The sequence below is a fragment of the Mycobacterium marseillense genome (genome assembly GCF_010731675.1).
GTDB classification, from domain to species: Bacteria; Actinomycetota; Actinomycetes; order Mycobacteriales; family Mycobacteriaceae; genus Mycobacterium; species Mycobacterium marseillense.
The window spans coordinates 3,990,020-4,003,307 of record NZ_AP022584.1; the positions used below are offsets into that span (position 1 = coordinate 3,990,020).

12 protein-coding genes are annotated in these 13,288 nt (G+C 67.8%); 5 read left to right on the forward strand and 7 right to left on the reverse strand.

What is annotated here, in order from left to right; genetic code table 11:
• Window position 1 precedes the first annotated feature (1 nt).
• Entirely contained in the window at window positions 2-1,762 is a 1,761-nt protein-coding gene (locus tag G6N26_RS18385; RefSeq protein WP_232067486.1) for a PPE family protein, read from the forward strand.
• A 9-nt stretch (window positions 1,763-1,771) separates the two neighbouring features.
• Here G6N26_RS18385 and G6N26_RS18390 read toward each other — a convergent pair whose 3' ends face one another.
• Together G6N26_RS18390 and G6N26_RS18395 are read right to left on the reverse strand one after the other, a co-directional pair.
• Window positions 1,772-2,458 (reverse strand): class I SAM-dependent methyltransferase, encoded by a 687-nt coding sequence (locus tag G6N26_RS18390; protein WP_067170831.1) that lies wholly within the window; start codon window positions 2,456-2,458, stop codon window positions 1,772-1,774.
• Window positions 2,459-2,540: 82 nt separating this feature from the next.
• Window positions 2,541-3,440: a class I SAM-dependent methyltransferase gene (locus G6N26_RS18395; RefSeq protein WP_083020304.1), complete on the reverse strand. Its 900-nt coding sequence runs from the start codon at window positions 3,438-3,440 to the stop codon at window positions 2,541-2,543.
• 105 nt (window positions 3,441-3,545) lie between these two features.
• Here G6N26_RS18395 and G6N26_RS18400 point away from each other — a divergent pair, with 105 nt between their 5' ends.
• Together G6N26_RS18400 and G6N26_RS18405 are read left to right on the forward strand one after the other, a co-directional pair.
• Window positions 3,546-3,968 (forward strand): nitroreductase family deazaflavin-dependent oxidoreductase, encoded by a 423-nt coding sequence (locus G6N26_RS18400; RefSeq protein WP_067170838.1) that lies wholly within the window; start codon window positions 3,546-3,548, stop codon window positions 3,966-3,968.
• Between the two features lie 279 nt (window positions 3,969-4,247).
• Window positions 4,248-5,795: a SulP family inorganic anion transporter gene (locus tag G6N26_RS18405; protein WP_067170842.1), complete on the forward strand. Its 1,548-nt coding sequence runs from the start codon at window positions 4,248-4,250 to the stop codon at window positions 5,793-5,795.
• 8 nt (window positions 5,796-5,803) lie between these two features.
• On the opposite strand, the gene G6N26_RS18410 is transcribed toward G6N26_RS18405, so the two are convergent.
• Entirely contained in the window at window positions 5,804-6,661 is an 858-nt protein-coding gene (locus G6N26_RS18410; RefSeq protein WP_083020305.1) for an LLM class F420-dependent oxidoreductase, read from the reverse strand.
• An 84-nt stretch (window positions 6,662-6,745) separates the two neighbouring features.
• Between G6N26_RS18410 and G6N26_RS18415 the strand changes: the two genes are divergently transcribed.
• Both G6N26_RS18415 and G6N26_RS18420 read left to right on the forward strand, forming a co-directional pair.
• Window positions 6,746-7,720: a 2-hydroxyacid dehydrogenase gene (locus G6N26_RS18415; RefSeq protein WP_083020306.1), complete on the forward strand. Its 975-nt coding sequence runs from the start codon at window positions 6,746-6,748 to the stop codon at window positions 7,718-7,720.
• 141 nt (window positions 7,721-7,861) lie between these two features.
• Complete coding sequence (locus tag G6N26_RS18420; RefSeq protein ID WP_082991435.1) at window positions 7,862-8,281, forward strand: ATP-binding protein; 420 nt, start codon at window positions 7,862-7,864, stop codon at window positions 8,279-8,281.
• A gap of 17 nt (window positions 8,282-8,298) precedes the next feature.
• Here G6N26_RS18420 and G6N26_RS18425 read toward each other — a convergent pair whose 3' ends face one another.
• The 4 genes from G6N26_RS18425 to G6N26_RS18440 form a co-directional block, all read right to left on the reverse strand.
• On the reverse strand, window positions 8,299-9,516 hold the full coding sequence (locus tag G6N26_RS18425; protein ID WP_083020307.1) for a cytochrome P450: 1,218 nt from the start codon (window positions 9,514-9,516) through the stop codon (window positions 8,299-8,301).
• Between the two features lie 79 nt (window positions 9,517-9,595).
• On the reverse strand, window positions 9,596-11,275 hold the full coding sequence (locus tag G6N26_RS18430) for a nitric oxide reductase activation protein NorD (RefSeq protein ID WP_083020308.1): 1,680 nt from the start codon (window positions 11,273-11,275) through the stop codon (window positions 9,596-9,598).
• Window positions 11,275-12,093: a CbbQ/NirQ/NorQ/GpvN family protein gene (locus tag G6N26_RS18435; protein ID WP_067170860.1), complete on the reverse strand. Its 819-nt coding sequence runs from the start codon at window positions 12,091-12,093 to the stop codon at window positions 11,275-11,277. The genes G6N26_RS18430 and G6N26_RS18435 overlap by 1 nt, the downstream gene beginning before the upstream one ends.
• Entirely contained in the window at window positions 12,094-13,266 is a 1,173-nt protein-coding gene (locus G6N26_RS18440) for a spirocyclase AveC family protein (protein WP_083020309.1), read from the reverse strand.
• Window positions 13,267-13,288 lie beyond the last annotated feature (22 nt).

Genomic DNA, 13,288 nt, shown 5'->3' on the forward strand with positions numbered 1-13,288 from the left:
GGTGACCGCTCCGGTGTGGATGGCACTACCGCCCGAAGTGCATTCGACGTTGCTGAGCAGCGGACCCGGGCCGGGCCCACTGCTCGCGGCCGCGGGAACCTGGGCGTCGCTGAGCGCCCAATACCAATCGGCGGCAACGGAATTGACGACCGTGCTGACCGGATCGGCCGGGGTTTGGGACGGCCCGACCGCGGAAACCTATGTCGCCGCGCACATGCCGTATTTGGCCTGGCTGGAGCTGGCCGGCACGCTGAGCGCCGAGGCGGCGGCCCAGCATCAGGGGGTGGCCACCGCTTACACGGCCGCGCTGGCCGCGATGCCGACGCTGCCGGAGCTGGCCGCCAACCACGCCATGCACGCGGCCTTGGTGGCGACGAATTTCTTTGGGATCAATACGATTCCGATCGCGCTCAACGAGGCCGACTACGCGCGGATGTGGACCCAGGCGGCCACCACGATGAGCACCTACCAGGTCACGACCGAAGCCGTGCAATTGACCAGCGGCGCCGGGTCGGGCAGCGGGAAGGGAACCGGAACCGGCACCGGAACTGGCACTGGCACCGGAACTGGCACTGGCACCGGAACTGGCACTGGCACCGGAACTGGGGCTGGGACCGGCACCGGAGCTGGCACGGGGACCGGGACCGGCGCCGGCAGCGGGACTGGCGGTGGCGTACCTGGAAGCGGGACCGGCGGCGGTGGCAGCGGCGGACCCGGCAGCGGCACCGGGGGTGGTGGCGGCGGAGGCGGCGGCAACGGTACCGGGTCGTTCCAGTTGCCCACCCCCGAAGAGATCTGGGAGATGCTTTTCGGGCCCGACGGCGAAAAAATCCCTGGCCAGGGCCAGCCCAACTGGAGCCCGTCGGAGTATCTGCAGAACCTGGGCAACTTCTTCAACGGCAACGCGCAGGCCGTGGCGTGGCTTCAGCAGAACGCGTCAGGCCTGCTCAACCCGTCCACCTTTCCGGCGCTGATGAATTATTTCATCGCGTGGCAGACGTTCCGGATCATCAACTGGACGATCAGGACGCTGCGTTTCATCCTCCAGGAGCTGCCGCTGCTGTTGCAGGTCGGCTTGAGTCTGTCCATCGCCGCCCTGGGGGGCGTCGCCGGTCTGGCGGGCCTGGCGGGGTTGGCCGGGCTGGCCGCCTCTGCGCCGGCCCCGGCCCCCGTCGCCGCCCCGCAGCCCGCCGTGGTGGGGGTGCAGCCACCGCTGGTGTCGGTTGCGCCGGCGATGGCCCCCGTCGCACCGACCAGCCCGGTGGCACCGGCCACATCGGTGGTGTCGGCCCCCACGACCGCAGTCTCCACCGTTGCGCCCCCCGCGGCGCCTCCCCCGCCCCCCGCTCCGGTGACCGGCGCCGAGGGCTTCGGCTACATGGTGGGCGGCCTCGGTCTCGGGATGGGTTCGAACCTGCAGACCCGCACCAGAACCGAACTGGGGGCCGCGCAGGGCGCCGCAGCGGCCGCGCGTTCGACGACACAGGAACGGGAACAGGCACGGTCACGACGCCGCCCGCGTTCGGTCATCGACCCTGGCTACCGGTACGAATTCATCGAGGCCGCCGACGATGCCGATGCGGTCAGCCCGTCCCTACCGGACCGAGCCCTGGCGTCGGACTCCCGTGGCTCGGTCGAGGGTTTCACCGGGACGCTGCCCAAGCCCGACGTGCGGGCGGCGGGCCTGGTCACGTTGGGCGGCAACGAGTCCGGCGACGGCGCCCGCCTGCCGATGTTGCCGGAGAGCTGGGACGGCCAGTAGGTCGCGCCGCTAACCGAGATGGGCTGACAGTAACCAGGCCCCAACGGACTTGCGGCCGTTGCCCTCATCGCGAACGTCACCGGCGAAGGCCTGGAAACCTTCGAGGAAGCCCTCGGGCACGTTGGCATGGATACGCGCCGGGCGGATCTCGTCGACCACCCAGTACTTCGAAACCACCTCGCGCAGCTCGTCTTCGGTCACCGCGTTGACCGGGCCCTCGGCCGGCATCGCGGCGCGGTCAAAGACCAGCACGTAGTACGACGCCCCGGGCGCGGCTGCCCGCACGATCGATTGCTGATAGCCGTCGCGCAGCTCAACGGGCATCGAGTGGAACAGCGTGCTGTCGACGATGGTCCCGAAGCGGCCGTCGTAGCCGGTGAAGGCACTGATGTCCGCGACGTCGAAGGTGGCGTTGGTCAGGCCACGGCGGGCGGCCTTCTCGCGCGCCAGCTCGATGGCGGTGGGCGACTGGTCCAGACCCACGGTGCTGAAACCGCGTTCGGCCAGGTACAGCGACACCGCCGCCTCGCCGCAGCCGGCGTCGAGCACGTCACCGTGGAACTTGCCGGCCTCGACGAGGGCCGCGATCTCCGGCTGCGGCTCACCGATGCTCCACGGCGGCCGGTTGCCCTCGCCCATCTCGGGAGCCTCGCCCCGGTAAGCGGCTTCGAACATCTCTTGCGTTGGCTGAGTCATGCCCTCATTGATATCAACGGTCCTGATATATGTCAAGGAAATTGATATTGACTTCGATGGGCTCGCCGCCTGGCAATAACCGCTACCGCAATGTCGCGGTCAGGTAGCCCGAGGCGTCGCCGAACGAGGCCAGCTCGTCGTTGGGCAACCCGAACCCCTGGGCGGCGAAGGCCTGCTCGGTGGTCCGGATGTCGACCTGCCAGCCGCGTGCGGTGAGGTACTCGGCCGCGGTGTTGCGCTCGCCCGTGTAGAAAAGCTCCGCCAGATTGATGCTGGAGCCGATGCGCCGAGACCGCTCAGTCAGCTTCTGCGCCCAATCCGACGGAATCTTGCTCAGGTCCAGGTGCTCCGTCGCGATCCGGCTGCCGCGCGCCGACGCGGCGGCGATGTTGTCGAACAGGCGGTCCTGGGCCTCCGGCGGCAAGTAGACGAGCAGCCCCTCGGCGCTCCAGGCGGTCGGCTGCGCGGCGTCGAATCCGGCATCGACGAGTGCCGCCGGCCAATCGTCGCGCAGGTCGATCGGAACCGTGCGCCGCTGCGCGCCGGGTGTGGCGCCCAGGCCGGCCAGCGTCCGCGTCTTGAACTCGATGACTTCGGGCTGGTCGATTTCGTAGACGATCGTGCCCGCCGGCCAGGCGAGCCGGTAAGCCCTGGTGTCCAATCCGGACGCCAGGATGACCGCCTGCCGGATGCCCGAGCCGGTCACTTGCAGAAAGAAATCGTCGAAGAACCGGGTGCGCACCGTGATCTGCTCCTTCACGGCCTGGCGGTTCAGGAGCGGATCGTCAATGCGGTCGAGCTGGTTGCCGAGGAGCTTGATGAAGGTCTCGGTGCCGACTGCGCGGACGAGCGGGTCGGCCCAGGGGTCGTTCAGCAGGGCGTCCGGGCCTTGGGAGGCGATCGCGCGCTGCGCGGCGACCGCTGTCGCGGTGGCTCCGACGCTGGACGCCAGATCCCATGTGTCGTTCTCGGTGCGGGCCACGCCACTCTCCTCTCGGCGACAATGCGCGCGGTTAGTTAGCTTATTTAAGTTACGAGTCAACTGTACCCGTCCCCGCTGCGGCCGCCAGTGGTGTTCACTGTCGTTATGGGCGACCACATCGAGTTGAGTCCCAGGGGCTGGGTCCGCGACCAGACCGAACAAATCTTGAGTCGCGGCACCACCGACGGAGTCGAGGTCTTCGACCGGCCCATCGTGTTGGTGACCATCACCGGGGCGAAGTCCGGCAAACAGCGCTACGTACCGCTGATGCGAGTCGAGAAGGACGGCCGCTACGCCATCGTCGCGTCCCACGGCGGCGCCCCCGAGCACCCCGCCTGGTACGCCAATGTCAAGGCGAACCCGACGGTGACGCTGCAAGACGGCGACAAGGTCGCCACGCTCACCGCTCGCGAACTCGAGGGATCCGAGCGCGACGAGTGGTGGCAGCGGTCCGTCGAAGCCTTTCCTCCCTACGCGGAATACCAAACCAAGACGGCACGACAGATCCCGGTTTTCGTTCTGGAATAACGGCCCTGCGCCACCGTTGCGGGACCGCGGAAACATTTGCATTCGATATGCGCCCCGCCCGTCCGGTTGACCGCTCTAGCCTGCCCACCTACTTTCGTACGCAGAGGCCAGGCACGCCCCAGCTGAACAACGATGTTCATCGCATTTGTAATCGCCTGGGCCGCGCGAATTTACGCATTCTCGCGTTGCCGTTGTCGGGTGGATATCCAAAAGCCCACCGCCATTGACGAATTCAGGAGAAAGCTCTTGCAACACGCTGAATCGCCAGTTCGAGAAGGTGTGGAGCAGGGCGCATCGTCCCGCATAGAACGTCTCCGCGACGCGGCCCAATACGACCTGCCCGCGTCATTGGTGGTTTTCTTGGTAGCGCTCCCGTTGTCGCTCGGGATCGCAATCGCTTCAGATGCACCGGTTCTCGCCGGATTGATAGCGGCGATCGTCGGGGGGATCGTCGGGGGATGGATCGGCGGCTCGCCGCTGCAGGTCAGCGGGCCCGCCGCCGGACTCACCGTCATCGTCGCCGACGTCGTCCACCAGTTCGGCTGGGGCGTCACATGTTTCATCACAGTCATCGCCGGGATCCTGCAAGTTGTGTTGGGATTCAGTCGCATTGCGCGCGCCGCCCTGGCGATCTCGCCCGTCGTGGTGCACGCCATGCTGGCCGGTATCGGGATCACCATTGCCCTGCAGCAAGTACACGTATTGCTGGGTGGGGCCTCGGAGAGCTCGGCATGGAGCAACGTCACGGGGTTGCCCGCACAGATCCTCGGCGCGCACCGGCCAGGTCTGGTGTTGGGACTGTTGGTGATCGCCATTCTCGTGGCCTGGCGCTGGGCTCCGGCGCGGGTGGCCAGCATTCCCGGCCCGCTGGTCGCCATTGTGGTGGTCACGGCCATTTCGGTGGCGTTTCCATTCCACGTATCCCGGATCGTCCTGAACGGCTCCGTGCTCGACGCGCTGCAATTACCTTCGCTGCCGCACGGGAATTGGGGCGCCGTCGTGATCGCCATCATCACGGTCACCCTGATCACCAGCGTCCAGAGCCTGCTGACCGCGGTATCGATCGATCGCATGCACAACGGACCGCGAACCGACTTCAACCGCGAACTGATCGGGCAGGGCGCCGCGAACATCGCCTCGGGCGCGATCGGTGGGCTGCCCATCGCCGGTGTCATCGTGCGGAGCGCGGCCAACGTGAACGCCGGCGCGAGAACCCGTGCCTCGACGATCATGCACGGGTTCTGGATCCTGCTTTTCGCCGTGCCCTTCGCCGGGCTGGTCGAAAAGATCCCGACCGCTGCGCTTGCCGGCTTGCTCATCGTCATCGGGATCGAGCTGTTGAAACCGGCGCACATCGAAACCGCTTTGCGCAACGGCGATCTCGCCGTCTACCTGGTGACCATTGTCAGCGTCGTCTTCCTCAATCTGCTGCACGGCGTCATGATCGGACTCGCGTTGGCCGTTGTCGTGACCGGATGGCGGGTGGTGCGCGCGAGGATCGAGGCCAAGCCCGTGGACGATGGATGGCACGTCATCGTCGAGGGGGCGTGCACGTTCCTGTCGTTGCCGAGGCTGACCGGTGTCCTGGCGTCCATCCCGGAACGCACGTCGGTGACCCTGCATCTGCTCACGAACTACCTCGACCATGCGGCCCATCAGGCGATCAGCGACTGGCAACGACGGCATACCGCCACGGGCGGGGAGGTTCATCTCCGCGAAACGCTCGAGCCGGAATCCGTTGGGCACGAGGCCAAGCCGTCGAAACCCCACCGCCGCAATGCGCACCTGAGCCTGGTCGCTCAGCTCTCCGCGGACGGACGCGCCTGACGGGGCCGCTACGTCAGGTCGGCGGCCACTCGCTCCAATACGGCGAGGTGGTCGTCGACACGCGCCAAGCCTGCCTTCATGGTGTTCACGGATAGATGGCTGGCCCCGGCGGCTTTCCATGCGGCGATGGCGGCGGCGAGCTTGTCGGGGTCGCCGGTCCAGCTGATCCGACCCTCCATGCCGATGCTTCGCGGGTCCCGGCCCGCCGCCTCGGCCGCGCGGTTCACCTGCGCGAGCGCGTGGTCCAGGCCGGCGCCGGGCGCTGTCATCGGAAACCACCCGTCGCCGAGGCGACCGGCGCGTTCGTAGGCGCGATCGGAGGCCGCCCCGAACCACACCGGGATGGGGCGCTGGGCGGGCAGCGGGGCCAGGCCCGCGCCGGTCACGGTGTGGTACGTGCCGTTGAAGGTGACCGATCGTTCGGTCCACAGCCTGCGCATGAGCTCGACCTGCTCCTCGGAGCGTTTTCCGCGGTTGGTGAACGTCTCCCCGAGCGCTTCGTACTCCACGGCGTTCCAGCCCAATCCGACACCGAGCCGCAAGCGCCCGCCGGAGAGCAGGTCGACCTCGGCGGCCTGTTTGGCCACCAGGACCGTCTGCCGCTGCGGCAAGATGATGACGCCGGTGACGAGTTCCAGGGTGGTGACCGCGGCCAGGTAGCCCAACATGACGAATGGCTCGTGAAACGTCGAGTCGATGTCGTAGGGGCCCTCAAAGCCCTGGTGCACCGCCGTGTCGGCGCCGACGACGTGGTCATAGGCGAGGATGTGGGCGAACCCGAGCTCCTCGACGCGCTGGGCGTAGGCGCGCAGGACGGCGGGGTCTGATCCGAGCTCGGTCTGGGGGAAGACGACTCCGATGCGCATTCGCGGTGCAACCGCGCGGCGTCGCGTTTGCTTCCCGCGTCGCCGGTCGACCGATGCGGTGGTGGCGTCACGCATGATGGGGGCGTGACGGCCAAGGATCTGAGCGGGGTGCTGCGGGTCGGCGAACTGGAGCCGGCGCTCGAACAGGAGCTCGCCGCCCGCTATGACATTGCGAAGCTTCCCGACGGCCCGGGCCGGGCCCCGTTTTTGGCCGAGCACGCCCTCGACGTGCGCGTACTGCTGACATGGGGTCCGCCGGGCGTCGACGCCGACACCATCGCGGCGCTGCCCAACCTGGAGGCCATCGTCAACAACGGGGCCGGGGTGGACCTGATCGACCTGGAGGCGGCGAAGCGCCGCGGCATCGGCGTGAGCAACACCCCTGACGTGCTGTCGGAAACGGTCGCCGATACGGCGCTGGGCCTGATCCTGATGACGCTGCGCCGTTTCGGCGCCGCCGATCGCTACGTGCGGGCGGGGCGGTGGGCCCGCGAGGGTCGGTTTCCGTACGCCAGGGACCTCAGCGGCCTGCGGGTGGGCATTCTGGGCCTGGGCCGCATCGGTTCGGCGATCGCCACCAGGCTGCTCGGATTCGATTGCGCCGTCGCATATCACAACCGGCGCCGCATCGACGGGTCGCCGTATCGCTACGCCCCGTCACCGGGGGAGCTCGCCGAGTCCGTCGATGTGCTGGTCGTCGCCACCACGGGTGACCAGAAGACCCACAAGCTGGTCGACCGCGCCGTGCTGCAGGCACTGGGGCCCGAGGGGTATCTGATCAACATCGCCCGGGGCAGCGTCGTCGATCAGGACGCGCTGGTGGAACTGCTGGTCGCCGGCGAGCTGGCGGGCGCCGGCCTGGACGTCTTCGCCGACGAACCGCAGGTGCCGGCCGAATTGTGTGACCTGGACAACGTGGTCCTGCTTCCGCACATCGGCAGCGCCACGGCCCGGACGCGGCGGGCGATGGCGCTGCTGGCGATCCGCAATCTCGAGAGCTACCTGGACACCGGCGAACTCGTGACGCCCGTACTGAGACCGCGCTGTCGTCGGGCCTGACTGCGTCGCATCGCTGAGACCAGGCGATCCTGGATGGAAACCCGTTTGTGGCCGAAGCGATACGGCGAGAAGGTTATCGGCCCAACCGCATCTGGGTATGCGGGTCTCATGAGCCCACTACTGCCGGAGACAGCCGCGCCGGTGCGCTTGACGCTCGCCGGCACAGCCCGCCCCGATACGGCGGCGGAGTGGCGCCGTGCCCTGCACCAGTGGCTGCGGCACGAGGTGCGCGCATCGGAGAACATCCATGAGGACGTCGTTCTGGGGGTGAACGAAGCGCTGGCCAACTGTGTGGAGCACGCCTACCGCTCCTGCCGCGAGGCCGGGGGAATGAAACTGCAGGCCAGCTACGATCCCCGCGCCGAGTCAATCCGGGTGTGCGTCAGCGATCGCGGCAGTTGGCGCAAGCCCTCGGCGCGGCAGACCAACGATCCTCGTGCCTCGCGCGGCATCACGCTGATGCACGGCCTCGCCGATCACTGCACCATCCACGCCCGCCCCAACGGCACCAGCGTCTACTTGGACTACACCACCGACGCGGATAGCACCGGCCAGCAATAACTTTCACGCGGCATATCTCAGGCGCCCGAGGGCGCCGAGGGCGTGAATCTGACCGGCATGCGCTCCAGGCCGCTGACGAAGTTGGCGGGCCGCAGCGGCAGCGGGTCGCCGGAGGCCAGCTCCATGTCGGGCAGGCGTTTCAACAGACGCTCGAGCATCATCGAGAGCTCTAGACGCGCCAGCTGATTGCCCAGGCAGAAATGGGTTCCGAAGCCGAATGCCAGGTGGTTGTTGGGGTAGCGGTCGATCCGGAAGCTCTCGGGGTCCCCGAACACGGCTTCGTCGAAGTTCGCCGATTCGAAGAGCAAGATCATCTTCTCGCCCCGCGCGAGCTGGGTGCCGTGGAACTCGAGATCGGCGGTCAGGGTGCGGGCCATGTTCTTGACCGGCGCGGTCCACCTCAGCATCTCTTCGATCGCATTGGGAAGCAGCGCCACGTCGTCGACCAGTTGCCGGTGCTGGTGCGGGTGGCGCAGGATCTGCGCGGTGCCGCCGGACAGCGTGTGCCGGGTGGTCTCGTCGCCGCCGATGAGCAACAACAACACCTCGGTCACGATCTCGTGGTCGGCCAGCTTCTCGCCGTCGACCTCCGCGTGCACCAGCACGCTGACCAAGTCATCGGTCGGCTCGGCCTTGCGCGCCGCGATCATGCTCGTCATGTATTCGGTGTAGGCGGCGAAGGCGTCGATGGAGACCTGGAAGTCCTCTTGCGCGGTCGTGCTGCTCAGCAGCGTGACCATGTCGTCGGACCAGCGCAAAAACATCTGCCGCTCTTCGGGGAGCACCCCGAGCATGTCGCCGATGACCGCCATGGGCAGGGGCGCGGCAAGGTCCCAGACGAAGTCGCACTCGCCACGCTCGCAGACGTTGTCGATCAAGGCATCGCACAGGGCGCCGATCGAGGGCTCCCGGTCCTTGACGCGTTTCCGGGTGAAGCCCGCGTTGACGAGTTTGCGCCGCAACAGGTGAGCGGGGTCATCCATCGCGATCATCATGGGCGGCGCGTCCTGGTCCGGCCGGATGCCACCCGCGTTGGAGAACAGCTCGGGCGCCCGCTCGGCGTCGATCACCGCCTGATACGTCGCGGCGGCGGCCAACCCGTTGCGGTCCCGAAAGACCGGCTCGTTCTCGCGCATCCACCGATAGACCGGCCGCGAGTCGCCCGCGTAGAAGGCGCCGTCGGTCAGATCGACATCGGGCCGTAGCTGGCGTGGCGTATCAACAGTGCTTGGCATGGCTCACCCTTCCCCGAAGCGGGCATGCGCGGTCTTACCGTGGACCTTACAGTAGGCGCTGTGGTACGCACCCCACCCCTCAGGCCGGTCCCGGCGCGGCGCGCTCGCGTAGCGCCGTCAGGAACAGCTCGTCCATCCGCGGGCTCACCTCGGCCAGCGTCGCGGCGCTGACGTAGCGCGCGGAGCCGAAGACACGCTCGAGTTCGTCGGCGGCGGTGGTACTCCCGATGGACAGGCACAGGCATGCCACGCCATCGCCGCGGAGTTCCTCGAGCGCCTTGTTCGCGTCGGCCTCCGCGTAATGACCCTCGTAACCGTCGTCATAGGGGCACCCGTCGGACAGGACGAGGAGCAGCCGGTTGGGCGTGCCGGCTTCGGCGTTGAGAATCTCTCCCGCACCGCGGATCGCCGCACCGAGGCGCGTATAGCCCGACGGCTCAAGCCGATTGAGCCGCGCTCGTTGCGGGGCGCCGAAGCGCTGCCCGAACGTCTTGATCGCCGGCAAGTGCACGGCATGCCGTCCGTGGGATCGAAACGCGTAGATGGCCACGCGGTCGCCGAGTTCCTCCAGGGTCATCGCCACGGTGGCCGCCGCGCGCCGCTGGTGGTCGTGGACCGTGTTTCCCTGTTGGTCGGCGTCGGTGGCCGATCCGGAAGCGTCGAGCAGAATGAGGACGCCGAGGTTTCGAACGACGTTGCGGCGCTGGGTGTAGACGGCCTCCGTGGCCGAACAGCCGGAGCGCAGGTCGATGAGGAGGTCGACGAGTGCCTCGATGTCGATTTCGTCACCGTCGGTGCGCGCGCGTAAGAGCCTGGGGCCGAGGCCGACGCGTGCCAACCGCCGTCGTAGCTCGTCGTCGTGCGACACGTGCGCGGCCGAGATCTGCGTGGGCCCGGTGAGCGGAAAATCGATCACGCGGCACCAATCCGCCCGATAGCGGTTGTTGAAGACGTCCCACTCCGGATGGAGTGCACCGCCGACTCCCCACGCCGCGCCGGGCCGTTCGCCGACGAAATTGATGCGCGTCGGAAGCGGGCGGGCCGACGCGCCGAGCGTCCGTGCCGGCCGGATCGAGCGGGCCTGAAACTCCCCGCCCGACGAGTCGTCGCCACGCGATGAGCCCTCGCCCAACAGTTTTCGCAGAAAATCCGCCAGGGCCCGTGAACTGAACAGCGGGTTCTCGAACAGCTTGAGGATCTTGCTGTCCTCCGAAGCGGCGTCGTCCTCGTCGTCGGGCTCCCGCGCGGCGACGAGCTCGATCGCCGCCCGCAGATCCGCATCCGTGGCCGGCGCGGCACCTCTGACCGACGACGCCAACAGTTGCGCCGGCCGGATGACACCGAACCACATCGGGGGGTCCGCGATTGGGATTGTGCCCCTGGCCATTTCGAGCGAGTCATCCGCGGACGCGGTGCGGGGCGCACCGTCGGGGCGAAGCGCCGCCGCTAGCGCAACGGTGGGGGCGAGGTCCGCGAGCACCCGGTGGCCTTCCAGCGCCAGGTAGCGGCGCGCGACCTTCGGGCGCGCGCGCAGTCGCTTCACCAGCCGCCGATCCAGGCTGCCCGCGCCGAGCAGCGCGCCCTGGACCAGTACCTGCCGGCGCTGCCGCTCGGCGGAGCCGCCCGCCGGGACGAAGATGGCGTCGCCGTCCGTGTAGGCGTCCTGGCCGGCAGCGGCTTCGGCGACGTCGACGGCCCGACCGGCCAGGTAGGTGGCAAGGAGCCGATACCGTTGCGGACCAACGGGTTCCGCAACCATCACATCGCGGGCAGCAGGGAATCGACGAGCTCGCCGAGCGCAGCGACGACCTCGCGATCATCGGACAGGATCCGGACCACCGCCGCCTGGACGGCGCTGCGCAGGTTGAGCCCCTCGGCGACCAGGCTGCCGGCCAGGATCAACATCCGGGTGGACGACACCTCGCGCACCGGCGAACCATCGAGCTTTCGGATCGCGCTGCCGACCGTGACCAGAGCGCGCGCCGTCGCGGCGTCGACTCCCGCCTCGTGGGCAACGATTTCCGTCTCGGCCTCGACCGAGGGGAAATCGAGTTCGATGGCCACGAACCGCTGCCGGGTCGACTCCTTGATGTTCTTCAGCACGCTTTGGTAGCCGGGGTTGTAGGAAATGACGAGCTGAAAACCCGGCGCCGCAGGCACTGTCGTGCCCAGACGGTCGACCAGAAGCTCGCGGCGATGATCGGCGAGCGGATGGATGACCACCGTGGTGTCCTGGCGCGCCTCGACTATTTCGTCCAGGTAGCAGATCGCGCCCTCGCGGACGGCCCGGGTCAACGGGCCGTCCACCCAGACGGTTTCGCCCCCTTTGAGAAGGAAACGCCCGACCAGGTCCGCCGACGTCATGTCTTCGTGCGCCGCGACGGTGATCAGATCGCGGCCGAGCGCGTGCGCCATCGCCTCCACGAACCGCGTCTTGCCGCATCCCGTCGGCCCTTTCAGCAACACCGGCAAGCCGCGGCCGGCCGCCGCGCGAAAGACGGCCACCTCGTCGCCGGCCGGCCGGTAGAACGGCGCCTCCGACGCCGGGCGAACGGCGGGCTGGGAATTCGTCAGCACCTAGCGTCCCCGTTGGAAGGGGACGACATCCGGCAGGTGGCCGCCGGGCGGCAGGACCAGATGACCGTGCACGTCGATGTACCCGGAGCGCTTGGTGGGTATCGGCAGAGCGGGATTCGGGCATGGCGTGTCCGTCCCGTCACCACAGATGCCGCCGTTGAAGTACGAACGCTTCTGGTGGTCCTGGGGCCACGGGTCAGAGTGCATTCCGATCCATTGCGCGGGCAAGTTGTAGAAGACGAAGAAGCAGGCGCTGACCCCGGCGAAGATCGCCAGGAACCGGGTGAACTGCTGTCGCGCGAATCCGCCTCGCACGTGGTCCAATCCGCGCTCGACGACGGTGCGCCCACGATCGTCGGTGAAGAAACGCAGACAGCACAGCGCCGCCTGCACACCACCCCACATCAGGCCTTCGTAGAGCGGCCATTGGTAGTAGGTGTCGGCATTGATCGACACGGACCTGATGGCACCGGGGTACGTGTAGAAGCCGATCGGTAGCAGGACCAGACCCTCCATGACGAAGTCGAAGACAAACGCCAGGGCGTACGTGATGAGGACCAGGCGAAGATTGCTGATGTTCGGCCAGCGCGTCTTGACTTTGCGCATGATCCAGCACCCGACGACCGTGATCAGCAGGACGCCGTATGCGTAGCCCGGTGTGTTGGTCAAGAGGGGCTCGGCCACCTGACGGCCCGGTTCCTCCGGGGAGACCCAACCCGGAATGTTCGACGACCAGGAGCCCCGGTTGAACAGCCAGGTGTTGTAGGTGCACCACGTGTTGAAGTAGTTCAGCAACGGATCCTGGAAGAACATCAGGCCCATCGACGCCACGAGCATGCCGTCCAACGTGATTCGGCGCTCGCGCCGCCACGGCCTGATGAAGAACCACCACACGACGACCGGCAGCGCGACCCACAGCACGACCGCGTTCGCGATGAGCGGCACCTTCATGTACATCGGTGGTTCGCTCGGTCCCGCGGGCACCCGCTCGAAATAGGGGCCGGTGATCCACCGGACCCACACGTAGAGCTGGAGGGCCAGCAGCGCGCCGCCGGCGGCGGCCCAGATCTTGATCGGCCTGACCGGCGACGGGGCCTGCGCGCCCAGTTCGCCCTGGCCGGGCAGTGTCTCGGTGACAGACGAGGCTTGGTTCCGGTTAGCGAGATCGCTCATGACGCTGGTGTCCTCCCGGTCG